The organism is Acetoanaerobium noterae, assembly GCF_900168025.1.
In the GTDB taxonomy this organism is placed as follows: Bacteria; Bacillota; Clostridia; order Peptostreptococcales; family Filifactoraceae; genus Acetoanaerobium; species Acetoanaerobium noterae.
Genome location: NZ_FUYN01000003.1, coordinates 334005 through 356279 on the forward strand (window position 1 = coordinate 334005; position 22275 = coordinate 356279).

The 22275-nt window shown below is 33.5% G+C and carries 21 protein-coding genes and 1 other annotated feature; of the genes, 4 read left to right on the forward strand and 17 right to left on the reverse strand.

Annotated features, from left to right (window positions below):
- Nucleotides 1–102 precede the first annotated feature (102 nt).
- The 9 genes from eno to B5X47_RS07780 form a co-directional block, all read right to left on the reverse strand.
- A complete protein-coding gene (eno, locus tag B5X47_RS07740) occupies nucleotides 103–1395 on the reverse strand; it encodes a phosphopyruvate hydratase (RefSeq protein WP_013360865.1) in 1293 nt (430 codons plus the stop codon).
- 25 nt (nucleotides 1396–1420) lie between these two features.
- Nucleotides 1421–2944 carry a 2,3-bisphosphoglycerate-independent phosphoglycerate mutase gene (gene gpmI / locus B5X47_RS07745; RefSeq protein WP_079589585.1) on the reverse strand — a complete coding sequence of 508 codons (1524 nt, stop codon included), beginning with the start codon at nucleotides 2942–2944 and terminating at the stop codon, nucleotides 1421–1423.
- A 14-nt stretch (nucleotides 2945–2958) separates the two neighbouring features.
- Entirely contained in the window at nucleotides 2959–3705 is a 747-nt protein-coding gene (gene tpiA / locus B5X47_RS07750) for a triose-phosphate isomerase (RefSeq protein ID WP_013360863.1), read from the reverse strand.
- A 9-nt stretch (nucleotides 3706–3714) separates the two neighbouring features.
- The gene (locus B5X47_RS07755) at nucleotides 3715–4905 is read right to left on the reverse strand and encodes a phosphoglycerate kinase (protein ID WP_079589731.1); all 1191 of its coding nucleotides are present in this window, start codon (nucleotides 4903–4905) and stop codon (nucleotides 3715–3717) included.
- A 73-nt stretch (nucleotides 4906–4978) separates the two neighbouring features.
- On the reverse strand, nucleotides 4979–5998 hold the full coding sequence (gene gap, locus B5X47_RS07760) for a type I glyceraldehyde-3-phosphate dehydrogenase (RefSeq protein ID WP_013360861.1): 1020 nt from the start codon (nucleotides 5996–5998) through the stop codon (nucleotides 4979–4981).
- 33 nt (nucleotides 5999–6031) lie between these two features.
- Nucleotides 6032–7072, reverse strand: a complete 1041-nt coding sequence (locus B5X47_RS07765) for a sugar-binding transcriptional regulator (RefSeq protein ID WP_079589586.1) — start codon at nucleotides 7070–7072, stop codon at nucleotides 6032–6034.
- Between the two features lie 158 nt (nucleotides 7073–7230).
- On the reverse strand, nucleotides 7231–8577 hold the full coding sequence (gene rpoN, locus B5X47_RS07770) for an RNA polymerase factor sigma-54 (RefSeq protein WP_079589587.1): 1347 nt from the start codon (nucleotides 8575–8577) through the stop codon (nucleotides 7231–7233).
- A 152-nt stretch (nucleotides 8578–8729) separates the two neighbouring features.
- Nucleotides 8730–9611: an Hsp33 family molecular chaperone HslO gene (gene hslO, locus B5X47_RS07775; RefSeq protein ID WP_079589588.1), complete on the reverse strand. Its 882-nt coding sequence runs from the start codon at nucleotides 9609–9611 to the stop codon at nucleotides 8730–8732.
- A 68-nt stretch (nucleotides 9612–9679) separates the two neighbouring features.
- Nucleotides 9680–10432, reverse strand: coding sequence for a class I SAM-dependent DNA methyltransferase (locus tag B5X47_RS07780; protein WP_079589589.1), 753 nt, complete (start codon nucleotides 10430–10432; stop codon nucleotides 9680–9682).
- Between the two features lie 211 nt (nucleotides 10433–10643).
- On the opposite strand from B5X47_RS07780, the gene B5X47_RS07785 reads away from it, so the two are divergent.
- The gene (locus B5X47_RS07785; protein ID WP_079589590.1) at nucleotides 10644–11906 is read left to right on the forward strand and encodes an HD domain-containing protein; all 1263 of its coding nucleotides are present in this window, start codon (nucleotides 10644–10646) and stop codon (nucleotides 11904–11906) included.
- Nucleotides 11907–12126: 220 nt separating this feature from the next.
- Here the strand turns inward: B5X47_RS07785 and B5X47_RS07790 are convergent, their stop codons facing one another.
- From B5X47_RS07790 to B5X47_RS07800, 3 genes are read right to left on the reverse strand one after another with little or no spacing between them, the layout of a single operon-like run.
- The gene (locus B5X47_RS07790; protein ID WP_079589591.1) at nucleotides 12127–12444 is read right to left on the reverse strand and encodes a cupin domain-containing protein; all 318 of its coding nucleotides are present in this window, start codon (nucleotides 12442–12444) and stop codon (nucleotides 12127–12129) included.
- A 59-nt stretch (nucleotides 12445–12503) separates the two neighbouring features.
- On the reverse strand, nucleotides 12504–13022 hold the full coding sequence (locus tag B5X47_RS07795; protein ID WP_079589592.1) for a permease: 519 nt from the start codon (nucleotides 13020–13022) through the stop codon (nucleotides 12504–12506).
- On the reverse strand, nucleotides 13019–13501 hold the full coding sequence (locus tag B5X47_RS07800; protein ID WP_079589593.1) for a permease: 483 nt from the start codon (nucleotides 13499–13501) through the stop codon (nucleotides 13019–13021). The genes B5X47_RS07795 and B5X47_RS07800 overlap by 4 nt, the downstream gene beginning before the upstream one ends.
- Before the next feature lie 122 nt (nucleotides 13502–13623).
- On the opposite strand from B5X47_RS07800, the gene B5X47_RS07805 reads away from it, so the two are divergent.
- Nucleotides 13624–14286 (forward strand): Crp/Fnr family transcriptional regulator, encoded by a 663-nt coding sequence (locus B5X47_RS07805; protein WP_159446433.1) that lies wholly within the window; start codon nucleotides 13624–13626, stop codon nucleotides 14284–14286.
- Here B5X47_RS07805 and B5X47_RS07810 read toward each other — a convergent pair.
- The 3 genes from B5X47_RS07810 to B5X47_RS07820 form a co-directional block, all read right to left on the reverse strand.
- Nucleotides 14279–15421, reverse strand: a complete 1143-nt coding sequence (locus B5X47_RS07810; protein WP_079589595.1) for an amidohydrolase — start codon at nucleotides 15419–15421, stop codon at nucleotides 14279–14281. The two genes, B5X47_RS07805 and B5X47_RS07810, sit on opposite strands and share 8 nt — an antisense overlap.
- Nucleotides 15422–15494: 73 nt before the next feature.
- Nucleotides 15495–16037: a hypoxanthine phosphoribosyltransferase gene (gene hpt / locus B5X47_RS07815; protein ID WP_079589596.1), complete on the reverse strand. Its 543-nt coding sequence runs from the start codon at nucleotides 16035–16037 to the stop codon at nucleotides 15495–15497.
- 231 nt (nucleotides 16038–16268) lie between these two features.
- On the reverse strand, nucleotides 16269–16847 hold the full coding sequence (locus B5X47_RS07820) for a class I SAM-dependent methyltransferase (protein WP_079589597.1): 579 nt from the start codon (nucleotides 16845–16847) through the stop codon (nucleotides 16269–16271).
- Between the two features lie 238 nt (nucleotides 16848–17085).
- Here B5X47_RS07820 and B5X47_RS07825 point away from each other — a divergent pair, with 238 nt between their 5' ends.
- Together B5X47_RS07825 and B5X47_RS07830 are read left to right on the forward strand one after the other, a co-directional pair.
- Nucleotides 17086–17619 carry a DUF4364 family protein gene (locus B5X47_RS07825; RefSeq protein ID WP_079589598.1) on the forward strand — a complete coding sequence of 178 codons (534 nt, stop codon included), beginning with the start codon at nucleotides 17086–17088 and terminating at the stop codon, nucleotides 17617–17619.
- A gap of 18 nt (nucleotides 17620–17637) precedes the next feature.
- The gene (locus B5X47_RS07830; protein ID WP_079589599.1) at nucleotides 17638–17898 is read left to right on the forward strand and encodes a TIGR03905 family TSCPD domain-containing protein; all 261 of its coding nucleotides are present in this window, start codon (nucleotides 17638–17640) and stop codon (nucleotides 17896–17898) included.
- Nucleotides 17899–18007: 109 nt separating this feature from the next.
- Here B5X47_RS07830 and B5X47_RS07835 read toward each other — a convergent pair whose 3' ends face one another.
- Nucleotides 18008–19315, reverse strand: a complete 1308-nt coding sequence (locus tag B5X47_RS07835) for a bifunctional folylpolyglutamate synthase/dihydrofolate synthase (protein ID WP_079589600.1) — start codon at nucleotides 19313–19315, stop codon at nucleotides 18008–18010.
- Between the two features lie 19 nt (nucleotides 19316–19334).
- Nucleotides 19335–21989, reverse strand: coding sequence for a valine--tRNA ligase (locus B5X47_RS07840; protein WP_079589601.1), 2655 nt, complete (start codon nucleotides 21987–21989; stop codon nucleotides 19335–19337).
- A 48-nt stretch (nucleotides 21990–22037) separates the two neighbouring features.
- Nucleotides 22038–22246: a binding site (T-box leader), on the reverse strand.
- Nucleotides 22247–22275: the final 29 nt, after the last annotated feature.

The following is a 22275-nucleotide window of genomic DNA, read 5'->3' on the forward strand; positions in this document are numbered from 1 at the left end:
GATGCAGTTTTTAAAATGTTTTAAATTCTATATATTTAATTACAACTATTTGCTTAGCATTTAAAAACTTAATCAGATTTAAAGTTTAGTCCTAAAATCTAACTATCTTTTTTTAATGTTATAAAATGCATTCATACCTGCATACTGAGAAACTTCGCCTATCATTTCTTCTATTCTGATTAATTGGTTGTATTTAGCAACTCTATCAGTTCTAGAAGGAGCACCAGTTTTGATTTGTCCAGCATTTACCGCTACAACTAAATCAGCTATAGTAGTATCTTCAGTTTCTCCAGAACGGTGAGAAATGATAGCAGTGTAACCTGCTCTTTTAGCCATTTCTATAGCATCTAGAGTCTCTGTTATAGTACCTATTTGGTTTAGCTTAATTAGAATTGAATTTGCTATACCTTTTTGAATTCCCTCTTCTAACTTTGCAGTATTTGTTACAAATAAGTCATCTCCAACGATCTGAATCTTATCTCCAAGTCTTTCAGTCATAAGCTTGAAGCCATCCCAATCATTTTCATCAAGTCCGTCTTCTATAGAAATAATAGGATATTTAGATACTAAATCTTCATAGAAAGCAACCATTTCTTCTGATGTAAGCTCTTTGCCTTCTCCTGCAAGAACGTATTTTTTCTTATCAGCACTATAGAATGATGAAGCAGCAGCATCCATAGCTATTTTAACTTCATCTCCTGGCTTATATCCAGCTTTTTCTATAGCTTCTACTATAGCCATTAAAGCTTCTTCATTTGAACCAAGGTTTGGTGCAAATCCACCTTCATCGCCTACTGCAGTGTTTAGACCTTTACCTTTTAATACAGATTTTAGTGAATGGAAAATCTCTGCTCCCATTCTAAGAGCTTCTGCCCATGAATCAGCTCCTACAGGCATAACCATAAACTCTTGAATATCTACGTTATTATCTGCATGCTCTCCGCCGTTTATGATGTTCATCATAGGAGTAGGAAGAACCTTTGCGTTTACTCCTCCTAAATATTGGAATAAAGGCATTCCTAGCTCTTCAGCCGCTGCTTTAACAACTGCCATAGAAACTCCAAGAATAGCGTTAGCTCCTAATTTACCTTTATTATCAGTTCCATCTAGCTCAATTAGCATTTGATCAATTCCAACTTGGTCAAATACATTCATGCCTATTAGCTCTGGAGCTATGATTTCATTTACGTTATCAACTGCATTAAGTACTCCTTTGCCTAAATAACGAGACTTGTCTCCATCTCTTAATTCTACAGCTTCATAGATACCTGTTGATGCTCCAGATGGAACAGCAGCTCTACCCATTTCTCCTGACTCTAATACTACCTCTACCTCTACAGTTGGATTTCCTCTTGAATCTAGAATTTCTCTTGCAAATACATCAGATATAAACATTTTGTTTCCTCCTTGGTTTATTTTATTATTTAATTAGTAGACTTATCCCAGTCATTTGCTCTGGCTTTTCAAGTCCCATTACTTCTAAAATTGTAGGTGCAAAATCGCACAGTCTTCCGCCATCTCTTAATTTTATATTTTTATTTACATCATCAACCATTACAAAAGGTACTTTGTTTGTAGTATGAGCTGTAAATGGTCCACCAAGATCATCAAACATCTGCTCTGCATTACCATGATCTGCTGTTATAAAAGCAACTCCACCTAGACTTTTTATCTTATCTAGTACTTTTCCTAGACATATATCTACAGTTTCTACTGCTTTAACCGCTGCTTCAAATACTCCAGTATGTCCTACCATGTCAGGATTTGCAAAGTTTAGAACAATTAAATCCTTAGGATTAGTTTCTAAATCGTTAATTAACATATCTGTTACTTCATAAGCTGACATTTCAGGTTTTAGGTCATAGGTTGCAACCTTTGGAGAAGGTACTAATATACGCTCTTCATTGGCATAAGCCTCTTCTCTTCCTCCATTGAAGAAAAATGTAACGTGGGCATACTTTTCTGTTTCTGCTATACGAAGCTGAGTTTTTCCTTTAGACGCTATATATTCTCCTAGTGTATTATCTAGAGTTTGAGGAGTATAAGCTACTATTACATTAGGCATAGTCTTATCATACTGAGTCATGGTGACATATGTCGTTTCGAAATATTCTCTTTCAAATCCATCAAAGTCTCTATCCACAATCGCTCTAGTTAGCTCTCTTGCTCTATCTGGTCTAAAATTAAAGAATATAACTGAGTCATGAGCAGAAAGCGTAGTCAGTCCTTCTCCAATTACGGTAGGAAGAACAAATTCATCTGTTACATTCTCATGGTATGAAGCTTCAATGCATGAAAGTGCGGATTTTGCTTTTGGAGCATCAGCCTTTACTATAGCATCATAGGCTAGCTTTACTCTGTCCCATCTTTTGTCTCTGTCCATGGCATAGTATCTGCCACTTACAGTTAGAATTTTTCCAATGCCATGAGTTTTCATAAAGTTTTCTAGCTGCACGATATAGTCTTTTCCACTTTGCGGAGGCGTATCTCTTCCGTCCATAAAAGCATGCACGTAGACATCCTTTACACCTTGCTGCTTTGCCATAAGAAGCAAGCCCTCAATATGTGAATTGTGAGAATGCACTCCTCCATCTGATAAAAGGCCCATAAGATGAAGTGCTCTTCCTTCTTTTTTAGCATTTTCCATAGCCTCTAGCAAGGCTGGATTTGTAAAAAGTGAGCCTTCTCTAATTTCTTTCGTTATTCTTGTTAATTCTTGATATACAATTCTTCCTGCACCTATGTTTAGGTGCCCAACTTCAGAATTTCCCATCTGTCCATCTGGCAATCCTACATCTTCTCCACTTGCACCTATAAGTGTATGTGAATAATTTTGAAATATAGAATCAAATACTGGAGTATTGGCATGCTTTACAGCATTGCCTCTATCTGTAGGCAGATATCCAAAGCCATCTAGAATTATAAGCGCTACGGGTTTTCTCATATAGATTTCTCCTCTTAAAAATTGACTAAAGCAGTAAAATCAGAGGCTTCTAATGAGGCTCCTCCCACAAGTGCTCCGTCAATATCACTTTCATTCATAATCTCTTCAACATTCGAAGGCTTAACACTGCCTCCATACTGAATACGAACTTCCTCAGATACTTCCTCAGAGTACATGTCTTTTACAACCTCTCTGATATAAGCAATTACTTCGTTTGCATCTTGGCTAGATGCAGTTTTTCCTGTACCTATAGCCCAAATAGGCTCATAGGCTATAACAAGAGATGAGACCTGCTCATTAGTAAGTCCTTCTAGGCCTTTCATCGTTTGGTCTTTTACTATTTCTTTAGTTTTTTCTGCTTCTCTTTCCTCTAAAGACTCTCCTACGCACATGATTGGAGTTATATCATAAGCTAAAGCCTTTTTTACTTTTTTATTGACAGTTTCATCTGTCTCATTAAAATACTGTCTTCTCTCTGAATGTCCTATTATTACATAGTCTACCATTAGTTCTTTTAGCATAGCTGCTGATATTTCGCCAGTAAAAGCTCCTTTTTCCTCATAATGCATGTTTTGAGCTCCTACTTTGATGTTCGTATCCTTTACTGCTTGTTTTATATCCTTTAGCTGTGTAAATGGAGCGCAAATAACTGTCTCTACATCCGTTCCAGCAACCTCAGCTTTAATTTTTTCTACAAACTCAAGCGCCTCGGCTATTGTTTTATGCATTTTCCAATTTCCAGCTATTATAGGTTTTCTCATTTTTGCCTCCTATTTGCTTTCAAGTACATCTATACCAGGAAGAATTTTACCCTCTAAAAACTCTAGAGATGCTCCTCCACCTGTTGAGATATGAGTCATTTTATCAGCGAATCCAAGCTGTTCAACTGCTGCAGCTGAGTCTCCTCCGCCTATAATTGATACAGCATCTGTATTTGCAATTATTTCTGCTAAGGATTTTGTTCCTACCGCAAATTTAGGCATTTCAAACACGCCCATAGGTCCATTCCAAATTACTGTTTTAGCTTGCTTTATTTCATCTTCAAAAAGCTTGATAGTTTTAGGTCCAATATCTAGTCCCATAAAGCCTTCTGGAATTTCTTCTGTATCAGTGGCAAAAGATTCACTAGTTTCATTAAATTCCTTTGCAACCATGTGGTCAATAGGAAGAAGTAGCTTTATACCTTTTTGCTTTGCTTTTTCTAATAAATCCTTTGCAAGCTCTACTTTGTCATCTTCTACTCTTGAGCTTCCAACTGGAACGTTTAGAGCTTTCTTGAAGGTATATGCCATAGCTCCGCCTATAATAAGCGTATCTACTTTGTCCATCATATTTTCTATTACAGAAATTTTATCTGAAACCTTTGCTCCTCCAAGTATTGCTACAAAAGGTCTTTCTGGAGCTTCAAGCGCTTTTCCCATGATTGAAACTTCTTTTTCTATTAAGAATCCCATAGCTGAAGGAAGATAGTTTGCTATTCCAGCTGTTGACGAGTGAGCTCTATGAGCAGTACCAAATGCATCATTTACAAATACATCAGCAAGTGATGCTAATTCTTTTGCAAAGTCTAAATCATTTTTTGTCTCGCCTTTTACAAATCTAACATTTTCAAGAAGTACAATATCGCCTTCGTTCATAGATGCAGTAAGTGCTTTTGCATTTTCGCCAACTACAGCTTCATCTTGTGCCAATTTTACTTCCTTGCCAGTAAGCTCGCTTAATCTTTTTGCTACTGGAGCTAGTGAAAACTCAGGCTCATATTTTTTATCAGGTCTGCCTAGGTGAGACATAAGTATAACCTTTGCTTTATTTTCAATAAGATAGTTTATAGTTTCTAGTGCTCCTTTAATTCTTCTATCATCAGTAATTTCACCGTTTTTCATAGGTACATTAAAATCACATCTAACTATTACTTTTTTACCTTTTACATCTATATCATTTACAGCCTTTTTATTTAGCATTGACACTGATTTTCTCTCCCTTCAAAAAAGCCCAGCCCCTTTCGGGAACCTGGGCTTATGTTAGAATTTTATATTATAGTCCTTTTTTTACCATATATGCAGCTAAATCTACTACTCTTACTGAGTATCCCCACTCATTGTCATACCAAGATACGATTTTTGCCATGTTTCCATCAATAACCATAGTAGATAGAGCATCTACAATCGAAGATCTCTCATCTTTTCTAAAGTCAATAGATACTAGTGGCTCCTCAGTGTATCCAAGAATGCCTTTCATTGTAGTTTCAGATGCTTCTTTAAGCGCAGCGTTGATTTCATCTTTAGTAGCTGGTTTTGCAAGCTCAACTACTAGGTCAACTACAGATACAGTAGGAGTAGGAACTCTTAGAGAGAATCCGTTTAATTTTCCTTCAAGCTGAGGTAATACTAATGAAACAGCTTTAGCAGCTCCTGTTGTAGTAGGAATGATTGATAAAGCTCCAGCTCTTGCTCTTCTTAAATCTTTGTGTTTTTGATCTAAAAGACCTTGGTCGTTAGTGTAAGAGTGAACTGTAGTCATAAGACCTTTTACAATTCCAAACTTCTCATCTATAACCTTTGCAAATGGTGCAAGGCAGTTTGTAGTACAAGAAGCGTTAGATACTATGTGATGATTTGCTGGGTCATATTTCTCTTCGTTAACTCCCATAACTACTGTTATATCTTCGTCTTTACCAGGCGCAGTAATTAAAACCTTCTTTGCTCCAGCCTCAATATGCTTAGCTGCTCCTTCTCTCTTTGTAAAAGCACCAGTTGATTCAATAACTATGTCAATTCCCATTTCTTTCCATGGTAATTGAAGTGGATCTCTATTATCAACTACTACTATTTCATGTCCATCTATTATTAATTTTCCATCTTTTAATTCTACATCTCCAGTATATGTTCCAAAGCAAGAGTCATATTTAAACAAATGAGCTGCTCCAGTAGAATCTCCAGGGTTGTTAATAGCAACTATATCATAACCGAATTTTTCTTTTCCGCCATTTTCAAAATATGCACGAAGTACACTTTTTCCAATTCTACCAAAACCGTTAATCGCAACTTTTACCATTTGTAAAAACCTCCTAAAATTTTAATATTAAAATTAATTATCATCAAATCCGCCTGTTATTTCCATAAGGTAATTAGCGGCACTTTCGTCAGTTATAAGAACTAGATTTCTATTGATTCTAGCTATTGATAAGATTGCTTCAGCTTTTTTCTTGCCTCCAGCTATACCAATGATATCATTTAAAGCTTTGTACTTATCTAGTTTTATTCCCACTGTACTGGTTTCATAAACTATTTCACCATCAATATTAAAATAATGGCCAAAAGCTTCAGATACAGCTCCTCTTTCTTTGATTACCATGCATTCCTTGTCGCTGCTTTTTCTTCTTTTAGCCATATCAGATGCGTTGCCTATTCCAAACACAAGCAAATCTATCTCATCTATAGCTTCAAGAGTGCTTTTAACTTGAGGAATACTTGTTATGCTTTCCATTATGTCCTTATCGATGTTGTCTGGAACATGAAGAAGTACATAATGTCCATTGAGCTTTTTTGATACCATAGCAGCTATGTTGTTGGCTTGAATCTCTACTTCTTCTCCTAGTCCCCCTCTAGCTGGAACTATAGTAAGCGGCATCTCAGTTTTCATTTGAGGAAGGTTTTCTGCAAAGCTATGCATAGTCGTTCCTCCAGTTATTCCTATAACCTTGTGCTCTCTCATGATAGAAAAGAAATATCTTCCTGCAGCTTTAGCCATATCAATACTACAAGCTGGACATTCGTCAATCGATGAAGGAATAATAACAATCTTTTTTATTCCAAGTCTTTTGGTGAGTATATCTTCTAATTTCGTTATACCCTTAATTTCTGAAATAAAGCTACTTAAATTTTCTAGCACATCTATGCCTTCATCTGTCATAAACATACCAGAAGCGTCTATATTAATTAGGTTTTGTTCCTTTAAAAATTCAACCTCGCTTCGAACTACTCTCTCCGACAAGTTAAGCTTGCCTGCTAGCATTCTTCTTCCAATAGGACTACTCAAAGAAATTTCCTTTAATATAGAATATCTTTTTTCCATGTTTTCCAGAACTTCAGGTACAACTTTTCTTTGAAGATCAATCAGCTTTTTCATGCTCACCTCACCTTCCAAGGGACGTTTTAAGTCCACTGATTTATTTTCGTTCCCTGTCTTTTCAAAATTATGCGGGACTTCTAAAGACCATCGACTTTATTTACGTCCCGCTTCATATTTATTGTATATTATATTCCGTAGTTTTTCAAGAGGAAAAATTAAATTTCTTTTCTAATTGAAGAGCCTGGGATATTTAGTTCTTCGCGATACTTTGCAACAGTTCGCCTAGATATATTTATACCCTTTAAATTCAAAATATCACATATTTTTTGATCACTAAGTGGTTTTTTCTTATTTTCTTTATCTATAATATCCTTAAGCTCATTTTTTATATTTATATTAGATACCATATCTCCATCGCAATCTTTTACTCCACTGCTGAAAAAATACTTAAACTCAAAAAGTCCTTTTGGTGTAAGCATGTATTTTCCATTTACAGTACGTGATATTGTCGATTCGTGAAAACCCGTTTTCTCAGCTATATCCCTAAGTATCATGGGTTTGATATGATTTTTGCCATATAAGAAAAATTCTTCTTGTTCTTCTACTATCCCTTTAGCAACTTTTAGTACAGTATTTTTTCTCTGCTCTATATTTTTAATTAACATCAATGAGCTCTGAAGCTTCTCTTTAATATAGTCTTTAGTTTCTTTTTCAATAGAATCCTTGAGCATTTTTTCATAAAAGCTGCTTATTTTAAGACTCGGCAAGCTATCATTATTTAATCTAACTTCGAAACCATGGCTTTTTCTTTCTACTACTACATCTGGAAGCACATATTGGTTTTCATCAGACGCGAACTGTCTAGCAGGTCTTGGATCCAAAGTTTTTATATAATCTATATATGCTTTTAATCTTTCAGAAGGAATAGAGTACTTTTTACAAAGCTCCTTATACTTATGAGCTCCTATCATTTCTATATCTTCTATGATAATGTTTTCCAGTACCTTATCTGAGATTCCCTTGTCCTTAATCTGAAGAAGCAAACACTCAGATATATTTCTAGCAGCAATTCCGCTAGGTTCTAGGCTTTGAACCACCTCTAATGCCTCTGTAAAAACCTCTTCAGCTACGCCTACATTTCTGCAAGCATTTCTAATATCCTCTTTAAAGTATCCGTCTTTATTTAAAGTTCTTATGATATAACAACCAGCGGCAAATACTTTTGAGTCCAAGCTCATTAATCTAAGCTGCTGGCTCAGATAATCGTACATATTGACATTATCTTTTAAATAATTCTCTGCATTGCTATCCTCATCATCTGGTATTTCAAAGAAATTTGAATATACTTTATATGAAGAGTCTCTTAGATTTTTTAAATATTTCTCCCAATCTATCTCGTCTTTTTTTTCTACTTCAAGTGTAGGATTTTCGTTTGTTTCCCTTACTATGAGCTCCTCTATTTCAAATCTATTCATTTGAAGTATCTCTAGTGATTGCTTTAGCTCTTTAGTAAGTATCATTTTTTGGCTTTGGTTAATTTCTAATCCAAAACTCATCTTCATGGAGCATTCTCCTCATAAATAAATATGCTATTGGTTTTATGTTATATTACCACTGTATTTAAGTCTATTCTATCAAATAATCCAAGTAAAATCAAAAAATATACCAAATTATCTAAAATTGGTATATTTTTTGCTTATGGAGTATTTTTATATTAATTATCTAAGGATTTTCTTAAATCTATAAGCTCAGCTTCATTAAAATGATACACAGTGTTACAGAAATGGCATGAAATTTCAGCGAGCTTATCTTCTTTTATTATTTCATCTAAATCCTTTTTCCCTATACTGATTAGTGCTTTTTCTATTCTTTCTCTGCTACAATCACACTTATAGCTCACAGGAATTTTTTCATAAATCATAGGTTCTAAATCCTTTAGCACTAGGTTTATCAAATCCTCAGGTGTTTTTCCATCATCTATAAGATGTGATACTGAGGTGATTTGGCTTAAATTTTTCTCCAAAATATCTATATCTTTTTCCTCTGCTTCAGGCATAAGCTGAACTATAAAGCCTCCTGCCGCCTTAATACTATAATCTACATCTACTAGCACTCCAAGGGCAATAGCTGAAGGCTGTTGCTCAGAATATGCATAGTACGCAGTCAAATCCTCAGCTATTTCTCCATTGACAAGAGGGTACTGACCAGTATAAGGCTCTTTCATCCCCATATCCTTAATTATAGTAACAAGTCCGTTTATTCCAACTGCTGAGCCTACATCTAGCTTGCCATCAGCTCTACTTGGAATATCAACAAGTGGATTGCTCACGTAACCCTTTACTGTGCCTTTAGAGTCTGCTACGCAAACTATAGTGCCAAGTGGGCCTTTTCCATTTATGCTAAGGGTCAGCTTGTCATTATCACCCTTCATCATTATTCCCATAATGCTAGAAGCTGTAAGCGCTCTTCCTAAAGCCGCTGAAGCGACTGGACTTGTATTATGAAGTCTTCTAGCTTCCTCTACCATACTAGTAGTATCAGCTGCAAATATTCTTATTCCATGATTTTTCGATGTTCCTCTTAATATATAACTCATCTATTTATCGCCAATTTACCTCAATAAGCATCAAGATAAATCAACAGCCTCCTTTCAAAATCTTAAAATTATTTATTACAAGATATAAATACTCTCTGGCACTCATTATTATATCCCGGAGATATATCAAAGTCACTGTATACATTTATATTCTTAAATCCAATATCCTCTAAAAATCTAGTTAGCTTAAGGGGATCGTGAGCTTTTTGAATATGTGTTTCCTCGAATCTCCTATAGGTGTCTTTTTCTTCATTTTTTATAAAGAAGTTCACATCCATTGTCAGCTCTTTATGTTCATCATCAAAGTAGTTCTCCCATAGGTATACTAAATCCTCCATGGATTCTCCGTAAGTATTGTTGCCTAGAGTAGTCTTAAGCTTATATGGACTGCTGATATCAAAAATAAAGCATCCAGTCTCTTTGAGATGAGAATAGATAAAATTAAATATATCTTTTACTTCATCATCCTCTAGGATGTAGTTAAAAGTGTCATTGACAGCTAGAATACAATCAATTTCATATATTTCAAAATCAAGCTCTCTTATATCCTGCTCCATTAATATAACCTTATCTTCATAGTCCTTAAGCTTCTCATGGGCAAGCTCAAGCATCTGCTCTGAAATATCTATACCCACAACTTCATATCCCATATCTAAAAGATGTTTAGTAATATTCCCACTTCCACATCCAAGTTCAAGAATATTATTAACAGAACTATTATGGATGCCAATTATATCAACCAAATATTTAGCCCAGCTATTATAATCCACATCTTGCATCAATCTATCATAAATCATAGGCAAATGAGTATATTGCTCCATAAAGTTTCAACCTGCTTCCTTTATTTTTTCATATCATATTATGATAGTATTTTCTATCCTTCATGTCAATTTATACCTAGAAAAATAAACTTTTAATTTGCCAAATTTTTATATTATATAAACTCGTTTACACTATATTAATTAAGAGAGTAGAGATGAATATTGGGTAAATATATTATCAAGCAATCAAAATTATTGAGGTGAGATTGATATGAAACCAGTAAAGCTATTAAAAACAGTTTCTAAAAAATATGCTAAAGAGTCAGCAGATTCTGCATTTGAACTTTCTCATAGGAAACACGTTGCAGATTATTCTAAAAAATTAGCTAAAAGTCGCCATTTAGATTCCAAATTAGCGCTGTTAATCGCCTATGGTCATGATCTTGGAAGAACCAAGGAAGGCTTTATAGGTAAAGGTCATGCTCTAGCAGGCTCTAATTTTTGCTCTAATCTGCTTAAAAATGAAACGCATCTAAGCAATAAGAAAATCAAAAAAGTAGCTAAGGCAATATCTCTTCATTCAAAAAAGAAAATAATCGACGACAGCTACTGCGAGCTCATTAAAGATGCTGATTCTCTTGCTCATTATAAAGAAGGCTTAATTTCTGAAGATGATTGGGCAGAGCTTTATAGAGTCTATGCCTCAAAAATAGACTCTATAGATATAAAAGTTTCTCCTATTGATAATTGGCATGAAGTTTGGAAAAATAATCTTGAATCCTTATTAGAGGATAGTGATTCCCAAGATATCTATTCGCCTTCATGGGTTCACAAAAAAAGAATAGCAATAAGGCAGCTTAAAATCATAAATAAGTATTTTATAAAATTAGATAAAAGAAATAAAGAGTTTTTAAAATCCCTGAATAGCTTACTAAACACATATTTTCATAGTCTTGAGAATCCAAGAAAATACTTTGTGCTAAACGAATTTGTTAAGAGCTTAAATTTAGATTTAGAAGAGCTACAATTAATGCTAGAAGGTGACCTTGCTGAATCCACTCAGGAAATAGAAATAATACTAAAGGATAATGATGTATATAGCAAATTAGACCATTTAATTGAAATTTCTAGTGAGAAACTATTTTTACCTTCTGATAAAATCATAAAGAAATATAAGCTGGATGCTATATGGACTAAGGACTATAAAAATCTCATAGATATTATTGCAAATTCAGAAAATGAATCTAACTATGATTTTCACGATGCTAGAATAATAGGCAAAAAATTTAAGTATCTATATGATTTGAATTTGATAGATTTTTCTTCAAAGCATCTTTACAAATCCATTGCTGATTTCCACAAAGCCAGCGGAGACCTTCATGACATAGATGATTTATATAATTATCTTAATAATTATTTGGATAGTGAGCTGAATATAGACGAGCTTTTCCTATCTATGAATCATGAAGAAGAGGCTTTATATGAGAAATGCTCTAAAGTAATATTTTTTTATAAGCTTCTTAAGAGAAATTAATATTGTATCTTATTCTTATAAATCATTTCCTATATATATAAGTATATTTTCTGAATATTGCCAACTATTTTTATTGTGCATCTTTTATCAAAGCCCTTGATTTTATTTTTTAGCATGCTATAATAACTTTTGTCCAAAAGATAGAATACTATTTTCCCACTCCCCCTTAGTATTTATCTTATAAAATAAACCTATCCGATTTTCGGATAGGTTTTTTGCATTACATATTGCTTGGTGCAGGCGATTTTACAACTATTAGCTCTAAAGTATCTTCATCAAGATTTTTTACGTTCATTTTTATTCCTTTAGGAATTTTTAATAAATTTCCAGAATCATATTTATGAACTCCTTGATTATCTAAATCTATCGATAATTTTCCTCTTATTACTGACATATATACATTTGAATTTGAATAATGTTCAGGAAGACCTTCTTCCTTATTAAATACCATGTGAATATAATGTACGTTTTCATCCATAATTAATTTTTCTACAGCCTTTTCATTACCAGTTGAAAATTTAAATACTTGTTCTACCATAAATTTTTCCTCCTAATATATTATATTATTCAATAGACACTTTATTTTTTTTTCAAAATTTACTCACTAGGAATATCCTCAGTGCTCAAATATCTATTAAATATATATCCCATAATAAAAATTGCAATAACAGTGAAAGCCCACCTTATAGCCATGAATTTTACTCCTAAAAATTTAGCTTCATTTGCTAGCATTGGTAGTTTTACTACTGCCCAAGAGCTAAGAACAATAACTACATTTCCTAAACTAGCACCTTTGTCTAGCAGCATTTTAGAAATCGGAAAAGCTGCATATATCGGACCTGCTGAAATACTTCCTAAAAACAGAGCTAATATATTTCCTTTCAATCCTGAGTCAAAGCCAAATCCTTTTATTATAGCTTCCTTTGGTATAAGTGCATCCAATACTACAGTAAGAAGATACACCACTGGCATAATCATAATCATTTCTACTAAATAATATGTGCTATTACTAATAGCTTTTGTTGCTTTCTCTGGATTTGATATTAATAACACTATATAGACTAAGGCTACAAATATTAGAGTCTTATTTTTTCGCATAAATTTATTTATCTTCATAATATTACCCCCATCACTAAAGCTATAGCTATGGCAAATACAAAGCTAAGAGCATTCCTCAGCAATGCAAATTTAAAGCCAAACTTTTTCTTCTCAAGAGGAAAAGTAACTACCCCTACCATTGTTAAGGTAGTCAAAAATGCTACAGCTGGTACTATGCTGGCACCTGCATCTACTAATGAGCCTACAAGTGGAAAAGCTACAAATGCAGGAATAAGAGTAACGCTTCCTGCTAGTGCAGATATAATTGTTACAAGTGGAGATTTTGATGACCCAAGAAAAGCTTTTATTGTCTCAGGTGGAATAAATGTCAGTACCAATCCAATTAAAAAGATAATGCCTAATATCTCTCCTATCATATTTTTCATCATACTTTTAGACTTTTTCATTGCGATAATAGTTTTTTTCTTGTCTTTAGTAATTGATATTCCAAATAATATAATTGATATTGCCCAAAAACTAAGTGTAAATATATCCATACTCTCCCCCATTCTTACTTTTAAAACTAATTTACTCAAAGCTATTTTCATTCTTGCTTTACAAAAAGTATATCAGTATAATTATATAAAAAGAGTTACCAAGGTAACACATGGAGAAAATAATGAAAACAATTATAAAGAAATTAGAGGGGCTTTCACTTATAGATACTGTTTCTGATAAGGATCTAGAATATTACTTAAAATCCGGGCAGCTAAAGCTAGTCAAATATAAAAAAAATAGCATAATTCACTTTGATTCTGAAAAGTGCTTAAAGGTTGAAATTCTAGTATCTGGCAGAGTAGTGGTAAACAGAATAGATGAGGATGGGAATTTACTCAATGTGACTGAGTTTATAAGAGATGATTTAATAGGAGGCAATTTGATTTTTTCTAAAAATCCTTATTATCCTATGACTGTAGAAACTCATACAGATTCTGAGCTTCTAGAAATAGATAAAAAGCTTTTGTTTATGCTTTTATCTGAAAATGTAAACTTTCTAAAAATATTCTTAGAGCTTATATCAGACAATGCAATGATGCTTGGTGATAAAATCAAACATTATGTAAGTAAGACTATAAGACAAAGCTTATTAAACTATTTTGACTACGAATCTAAAAAGCAAAATACCAATATCATAAAACTTAATATAACTAAAAAAGCTCTCGCTGAGAAAATAGGAGTTAGCCGTACCTCTATTTCACGAGAGCTTGCAAAAATGAAAGCTGAAGCTTTAATTGACTACTCTAAAAATCAAATTAAACTTCTTTACCTAGATTCTAAATAATATTTTTTGACTTTAGTATTTTTAGAAAGATATCAATTCCATCTAAAAGCACCTCTGGTTCAAAATCGAATTCATGAGTGTGAAGTCCATGAATATGACCAAGCTCCTCATTCTGACTTCCTAGCATAAAGAACAGACCTTGTACTTCCTTTTGGTAATATGAAAAATCTTCAGATATCATCAAATAATCAAGGTCTATATATTTAAGTGATTCGTCAGAAGTAATAAGGCTTTTAAACTGCTCATAAAGAGCTTCATCGTTGTTCACTGCAGGATAATCGTCATTTGTATTTACAGTTATAGTACAATTATGAGCTAATTCTAAGCCTTTTGCTATACTTATAACTCTAGCTTTGATAAAGTCATATACTTCATCTGAAAAAACTCTAAGAGTAGCTTCTAGATTTACTTTATCACATATGATATTTCGTCTGCTTCCGCCATGAATACTTCCAAATGTCAATACGGCTGGATTTATAGGGCTGACCTCTCTTGAAATAATCCCCTGTACCATATTTAAAAACTGACTTGCTATTAAAATAGCATCCTTGCCTTTATGAGGCGCTGCACCATGAGCGGCTTTTCCTAAAATTTCAACATCTATTTCACATATTCTTGCTAAAAAAGGACCTTTTTTACAGCCTATTTCTCCTTTTTTAAGCTCGGGATATATATGAAGTCCGTAAATTTCATCTATATTGTAATCTGTCATTAGGTTATTTTCTATCATAGGTTGAGCTCCGCCTGGTGCTTCCTCCGCAGGCTGAAATATAAATACTATATTATCTTTTGGAATTATTTTATTTGTTTTTATGTAATTTAGTAGTCCAAAAAGGATTGTCATATGCCCATCATGACCACAAAGGTGCTTGATTTGATTATTGCTGTTTAGAGCATCCATGTCCGCTCTAAAAGCAATAGTTTTACTTGGATCTGATCCTTTAATCATTCCTGAAACTGAAGTTTCAATATGGCTTTTATATGCATATCCCATCTTGTCTAGCTCATTTTTTATGTAAGCAGAAGTTTTATATTCCTGCATGCCTAGCTCAGGCATAGCATTTAAATTTGCTCTCGTGGATTTTAGGTAACTGATGAACTCATCATTAAAATTCCAAATATAATCTCTATTCATAAATACCTCCCGTTATATTTTTGATTTTGGAAAAGCACTGCTATGATTTTAATATCACGGCAGTGCTTTTAGCTTACTCTTTATCTTCGTTTGTAACAGCAAACACATAAGGTATGTTTCTGTAATAATCTCCATAGTTTAGTCCATAACCAACTACAAATTTATCTTCAATAGTAAAGCCTACATAATCTGGCTCCATGAATATTTGTCTTCTGCTTGGTTTATCTAAAAGAACACATGAGGTTAGACTCTTTGGATTCTTGGATTTTAGATGCTCTAAAACAAAATTCATAGTAATTCCAGAGTCTACTATATCATCTACTACCATAACATCATATTCTTCTAAATCATCAGTAATATCAGCTTTCATTTGAACTTTTCCACTTGAAGTATCTGAATGTCCATAGCTAGATGTAGTCATAAATCCAATTTTAACAGGAATCGAAATCTTTCTTACTAAATCAGCTGTAAAAACAAAGCTACCTTTTAGTAATGATATAACATATAAGTTTTTGCCCTTATATTCCTCACTAATTTGTTTTCCCATTTCAGTAATTCTTTGATTGATTTCTTCCTCAGAACATAGAACTTCCCATACTTTTTTATCAATATCCATTTCAAACCTCCATTAAAATTGTAATTCCATGACAAAATTAATCATATTTATTTATATCTGTTTTTTTTTGACTAATCCTTATTTCTCTAAGTACCTTTAAAATTTGGTTTAAGGTGTATTGGATGCTTATTAATATTATAAACAAAACTGCAATCAAAGTTATCAAAACATTGTTATCCACTTTACATCCCGCCTTAAATATTTAAAAAAAAGACTAGGTTTCCCTAGTCTTTATGAAATTTTAGTTCCTAAATAAATATATTTTTTCTTAGTAACCGTTTCAACTGTTCCATCTAAGCCAAAGTCTCTAAGCTTATTCGACAGTTCATCAGGATTGTAGTATTTACAGTATTCTCCTCTTATCATTGACTTAATTGACTCCACTTTATAAGACATACAATTACAGTCATTTTCCTTTATAAGAAGCTGTCCACTATTTTTTAGCACCCTTACAATTTCTTTTAATACTCTTTTTTCATCTTTAAAGCTGTTAAAACTCTCCAAAAAAATTACTTTATCGAAATATTCGTCTTGAAATGGCATATTATCGATGTTGCCACTTATAAACTCACAGCTTTCATTTAATAAATAATTGGTAGTATCTAAAGCCTGGTCCTCACATTGAAGTATCTTTACCTCTGCCCCCATCTTCCTGATGTATTTGCCAATATTTTTGATATTCCCAAGTAGCAATACCCTCTCACCAAGTGATGGATTCACAACAGTAATGATATCTTCTAAAGAATCTTCTTTTTCATGAGCTAAATTTTTTTTAAGACTTCGTATACACTCAATCTCCATTTTTGACATTTCTACAGTTTCACCCTCTAATTATCATAATGTAATAATGTACATATTAATTATATCATACTATTTAATACTTTTCATCTTGGAAAGCCCAAAACGAGAATATTACTATTATAATCAAGGGCATGCAAAATATCAATCATAAAAAGCTATTATTTAAAATAAATATATTGATATATTTTTCTGTTAATGGCACAATAATCATTGTAATATAATATACGTCAAATTATGAGGTGGTATAGTGTTTGAAAAGTCATCTGAAGAACTTGCTTTAAATAAGTTATATATTCTATATATATTAAATAAAATGCAGCTTCCTCTTACTAATGGTCAAATAACAAATATATTTATAGAAAATGATTTGCTCGATTATTTTTCTCTTCAGGAGTACTTATATCAGCTTAAGGAAGCTGAGCTTGTCAACTTAACAAGCAAAAACAATCTAGACTACTATTCAATTTCTGAAAAAGGGAAAATTGCGCTTAATTATTTTACTAATAGAATAGATAGTGATAAAAAAGAAAGCCTAGATATATTTGTACACAAAAACAAAGAAAATATAATAAGAGATAGAGAGGTTAAGGCAGAATTTAAAAAACTAGCTGACGGACAGTTTGATGTAAAGCTAGAGATTATAGATAACAACCGTCCCTATATCAGCATATCTTTAAATGTGCCTACTAACAAAACTGCCAATATCATAGCTGAAAACTGGAAAAATAACGCATCAAATTTATATAGCTCAATAATAGAAACCTTAATTAAAAAACCATAAACGACTCAGGAGGATCCCATGCTAAAATATAAAACTCAAGGAACTTGCTCAAGAGAAATAATCTTCGATATAGAAAACAATACTATTAAATCTGCAGAATTCGTAGGAGGATGTCCAGGTAATCTGATTGGAATTTCATCTTTAGTTAAAGATATGGATATTCACGAGGCTATCACTAGACTTGAAGGAATCACCTGCGGAAATAAAACAACCTCATGTCCTGACCAGCTTTCCAATGCTCTTAAAGAATATCTTAAAACAAGCTTCGAAATAGCTTAATCTATTTTCATAAAAAATGCCTCCAAAGATAAAGTCATAATTTAAATAAATTAGACCATATCTTTTGGAGGCATCATATAATTATAGGCTCAGTTTTTTAATATCAATTCTAAAGAGAATCATTCATTTTATTAATTAGAGTTCTTACTTCCCCTATCATATAAAGCGAACCCGCATAAACTATGGCTTCTTTTTCTCCACTTATCATACTTGCTTTTTCTACAGCATCTTTAATATTTTTAGAAACCTCAACTGGCTTTTCAAAAGCTTTTACTTTTTGGGCTAAATCCTCTGCTGTCATAGCTCTGTCGCTGTTCGGCATAGCTGTTATTACTTTATCAACTACTGGAAGAAGTATCCCAAGCACTTTATTTATATCCTTATCTCTAAGCATACCAAATACAAGAGTAACTTTGTAATCAGATAAATACTTTCTTATGGCCTGAGCTAAAACCTCTGCTCCATCTTCATTGTGAGCACCATCAATTATAGTGATTGGTTCTTTTACAAGCAGCTCTAATCTGCCAGCCCACTTTGTTTCACTTAATCCTTGTCTTAAGTGCTCATTTGTAAACTCAGCTAATTTATTATCTCTAAGAACTTTAAGTGCCGTAACTGCAGTAAGAGCATTTTTACTTTGGTGATCGCCTATTAAAGAAATAGCAAGATCTTCAAAGCTCTCTCCTGAAATATTCATAGTCATTTTTTGACCATAAAGAGACTTTTCACTAATGCTCACATTTGATGACTCCACTTGATAAACTGGAGCATTCTTCAATTTAGCTTGATCATATATCACAGCTGATGCTTCTTCTTTTTGTGGATATAGTACTAGTGGAACTGAATTTTTGATAATTCCTGCTTTTTCAAAAGCTATTCCTGCAAGACTATCTCCAAGCTGGTCTACATGGTCTATACTAAGCGAAGTAATTATTGTAAGTATAGGATTATCAATGACATTTGTAGCGTCATATCTTCCTCCGAGTCCTACTTCAAGAACTAAGTAATCTACATTTTCAAGTGCGAAATATAAAAATCCAACTGCTGTAGTTACTTCAAACTCTGTAGGATGAGGCATCCCATCCGCAACCATTATTTCAATTTTTTCCTTAACTATCTCAACCAAATCGGCCAATCTTTGATCTTCTATATTGTTTCCGTTAATTCTCATTCTTTCATTAAAAACTTCAAGGAAAGGCGAGGTATACAGCCCCACCTTATACCCTGCCTTTGTGAGTACAGAGGAGATAAATGAGCACGTAGAGCCCTTGCCATTTGTTCCTGCAACATGAATTACTTTAACTTTATTTTGTGGATTATCTAGTAAATTGAGTAAATAAGAAATATTTTCAGTACCTTTTTTTATTCCTAGAGAATAAGTTGAAGATATATAAGATAGTGCCTGTTCATAATTCATTGTTTGCAAGCTCCTTTGCCTAAAGTTTTGCTTTTACATTTTCTAATCTTTGGTTTACTGCATCTAGCATCTGCTCGAATTTATCCTGCTTAGCTTTTTCTTCATCTACAAGAGCTTGAGGTGCTTTTGCAAGGAATCCTTGATTATTAAGCTTTCCTACAACTCTTTTTATTTCGCTTTCTAGCTTGTCTTTTTCTTTTGTAAGTCTTTCGAGCTCTTTTTCAAAATCAACTAGCTCATCCATAGGAATAAATAGCTTTGCACCATCTAAAACTACACTTACAGCATCTTCTGGAACTAGGTCTTCATTATCCATATAGCTTACTTCTGAGGCTGAAGCTAGAGCGGTAAAGTAGTTTTCTCCTTCTTTTATCACAGCTTTTGTAGCTGAATTTGAAACAACTAAAAGCTTAGCTTTTCTAGAAGGTGGAACATTCATCTCAGCTCTTAAATTTCTAAGATTTCTAATTGCATTTATGATGATTTCCATTTTTTCTTCTTCTGATTTAAATTCATCTTCTTCTTGATATACTGGCCAGCTTGATACTATGATTTTTTCTTCTTTTTCCATGTAAGACCAGATTTCTTCCGTAATAAATGGCATAAACGGATGAAGAAGCTTTAGAATCTTTTCAAGTACATAGGTAAGAGTATATAAAGCAGCATCCTTTGAGATACTATCTTCTGAATATAATCTTTGCTTCACTAGCTCTATATACCAATCGCAGAACTCTGACCATGCAAAATCGTATACCTTTGATACAGCTATTCCAAGCTCAAACTTATCCATATTCTCAGTCATTTCTTTAGATAAGCTGTTAACTCTTGAAATTATCCACTTATCAGAAAGCTCAAGAGCCTCATTTACATCTTCTCTTTTAAATTCTTTCTTTTGTGAGTTTTCAAGGTTCATAAATATAAATCTAGATGCATTCCAGATTTTATTTGCAAAGTTTCTAGATGCTTCCACTCTTTCCATATAGAATCTCATGTCATTTCCAGGAGAGTTTCCTGTAGCTAATGTAAATCTCAGTGCATCAGCTCCATAAGTATCTATTATTTCAAGAGGGTCTATTCCATTACCAAGTGATTTGCTCATTTTTCTGCCTTCACTATCTCTTACTAGTCCATGGATAAATACATGGCTAAATGGAACCTCATCAAGTACATATAAGGCTGAAAAAACCATACGAATAACCCAGAAGAATATAATGTCATATCCAGTAACTAGAACAGAGGTAGGATAAAACTTGAGCATTTCCGCTGTCTGCTGTGGCCATCCTAAAGTAGAAAACGGCCAAAGAGCTGATGAAAACCAAGTATCTAGTACATCCTCATCCTGCTTAATATTATTACTTTTACATTTAGGACAGATGTGTGGCTTGCTATCAGCTACCATTATCTCATCACAGTCTTGGCAGTAATAAGCTGGAATTCTATGTCCCCACCAAAGCTGTCTAGATATACACCAGTCTCTTATGTTATTAAGCCAGTTAAGATACGTTTTATCAAATCTATCAGGTACTAATTTCAAATCTCCAGTTTCTAGAGCAAGAGTAGCTGGAGCAGCAAGGTCCTTCATCTTTACAAACCACTGCCTAGATACAAGAGGCTCTACTACATTATGACATCTATAGCAATGACCTACATTGTGATTATGCTCTTTTACTTTTACTAAAAGTCCCATTTCATCTAAGTCTTTTACTATTGCTTTTCTGCATTCAAATCTCGTCATGCCAGCATACTTACCAGCTTTTTCATTCATAGTTCCGTCTTCATTCATAACTATGAGCTTTTCTAAACCATGTCTTTCTCCTACTTCAAAGTCATTTGGGTCGTGAGCAGGAGTAATCTTAACTGCTCCAGTACCAAACTCCATATCTACGTAGTCGTCCTCTATAACAGGTATCTCTCTATTTAAAATAGGAAGAATAAGAGTCTTTCCTACCAAATGCTTAAATCTATCATCACTAGGATTAACAGCTACAGCTGTATCTCCAAGGATAGTCTCTGGTCTAGTAGTAGCTATTTCTATAACTTCATCACTATCCTTTACTTTATAGTTTACATGATAAAAATTACCAGCAACCTCATCATGCTCTACTTCTGCATCAGAAAGTGAAGTCTTGCAATCCACACACCAGTTAATTATTCTGTTTCCTCTATAGATATATCCATCGTTGTATAATCTTACAAAAAACTCAGTAACTGCTTTATTACAGCCTTCATCCATAGTAAAGCGTTCTCTTTCCCAGTCGCAAGAATCTCCTAGCTTTTTCATTTGCTCAACAATCTTGCCACCAAACTCTTCCTTCCATACCCAGGCACGCTGTAAGAATTCATCTCTTCCTAATTCTTCCTTAGATAATCCTTCTTGCTCCTTAATTCTTTCAACTACCTTAACTTCTGTTGCAATACTCGCATGGTCAGTTCCTGGCTGCCAAAGAGTATTAAAGCCCTGCATTCTTTTCCATCTGATAAGTATGTCCTGAAGTGTATGGTCAAGTGCATGTCCCATATGAAGCTGGCCTGTAATATTTGGTGGTGGAAGAACTATAGAATATGATGGCTGTCCAGCCTTCATTCTTGCTTTAAAGTAGCCTCCTTCTTCCCACTGCTTGTAAATTCTCGATTCAAATTCTTTCGGATCATAATTTTTTGGAAGATTTGTCATGATTTTCCCTCCTAATATTTTTGCATATAAAAAGCCCCTCATCCATAATTTAAGGACGAAGGGACTTATTCGCGGTACCACCTTAATTCTGCTAAAAGCAGCTCTCAAACCCTTTAACGCAGAGATACGTCTTTCCTACTAAGCTCAGAAAGAAGGCTCCAAAGCTACATCAGATATCTTTCACTGCAAAACCTCTCAGCCTATGAGTTTTGCTCTCTTGAGTTTCCAAAATCAGACCTCTTTTTCACAGCCACTTTATCTTTATATTAGAGATTATTATGGTATT

Bases quoted from the DNA above. Each gene is read 5' to 3' on its own strand.
- eno (WP_013360865.1), bottom strand. From the start codon at position 1,395: ATGTTTATATCTGATGTATTTGCAAGAGAAATTCTAGATTCAAGAGGA.
- gpmI (WP_079589585.1), bottom strand. From the start codon at position 2,944: ATGAGAAAACCCGTAGCGCTTATAATTCTAGATGGCTTTGGATATCTG.
- tpiA (WP_013360863.1), bottom strand. From the start codon at position 3,705: ATGAGAAAACCTATAATAGCTGGAAATTGGAAAATGCATAAAACAATA.
- B5X47_RS07755 (WP_079589731.1), bottom strand. From the start codon at position 4,905: ATGCTAAATAAAAAGGCTGTAAATGATATAGATGTAAAAGGTAAAAAA.
- gap (WP_013360861.1), bottom strand. From the start codon at position 5,998: ATGGTAAAAGTTGCGATTAACGGTTTTGGTAGAATTGGAAAAAGTGTA.
- B5X47_RS07765 (WP_079589586.1), bottom strand. From the start codon at position 7,072: ATGAAAAAGCTGATTGATCTTCAAAGAAAAGTTGTACCTGAAGTTCTG.
- rpoN (WP_079589587.1), bottom strand. From the start codon at position 8,577: ATGAAGATGAGTTTTGGATTAGAAATTAACCAAAGCCAAAAAATGATA.
- hslO (WP_079589588.1), bottom strand. From the start codon at position 9,611: ATGAGTTATATATTAAGAGGAACATCGAAAAATCATGGAATAAGAATA.
- B5X47_RS07780 (WP_079589589.1), bottom strand. From the start codon at position 10,432: ATGGAGCAATATACTCATTTGCCTATGATTTATGATAGATTGATGCAA.
- B5X47_RS07785 (WP_079589590.1), top strand. From the start codon at position 10,644: ATGAAACCAGTAAAGCTATTAAAAACAGTTTCTAAAAAATATGCTAAA.
- B5X47_RS07790 (WP_079589591.1), bottom strand. From the start codon at position 12,444: ATGGTAGAACAAGTATTTAAATTTTCAACTGGTAATGAAAAGGCTGTA.
- B5X47_RS07795 (WP_079589592.1), bottom strand. From the start codon at position 13,022: ATGAAGATAAATAAATTTATGCGAAAAAATAAGACTCTAATATTTGTA.
- B5X47_RS07800 (WP_079589593.1), bottom strand. From the start codon at position 13,501: ATGGATATATTTACACTTAGTTTTTGGGCAATATCAATTATATTATTT.
- B5X47_RS07805 (WP_159446433.1), top strand. From the start codon at position 13,624: ATGAAAACAATTATAAAGAAATTAGAGGGGCTTTCACTTATAGATACT.
- B5X47_RS07810 (WP_079589595.1), bottom strand. From the start codon at position 15,421: ATGAATAGAGATTATATTTGGAATTTTAATGATGAGTTCATCAGTTAC.
- hpt (WP_079589596.1), bottom strand. From the start codon at position 16,037: ATGGATATTGATAAAAAAGTATGGGAAGTTCTATGTTCTGAGGAAGAA.
- B5X47_RS07820 (WP_079589597.1), bottom strand. From the start codon at position 16,847: ATGTCAAAAATGGAGATTGAGTGTATACGAAGTCTTAAAAAAAATTTA.
- B5X47_RS07830 (WP_079589599.1), top strand. From the start codon at position 17,638: ATGCTAAAATATAAAACTCAAGGAACTTGCTCAAGAGAAATAATCTTC.
- B5X47_RS07835 (WP_079589600.1), bottom strand. From the start codon at position 19,315: ATGAATTATGAACAGGCACTATCTTATATATCTTCAACTTATTCTCTA.
- B5X47_RS07840 (WP_079589601.1), bottom strand. From the start codon at position 21,989: ATGACAAATCTTCCAAAAAATTATGATCCGAAAGAATTTGAATCGAGA.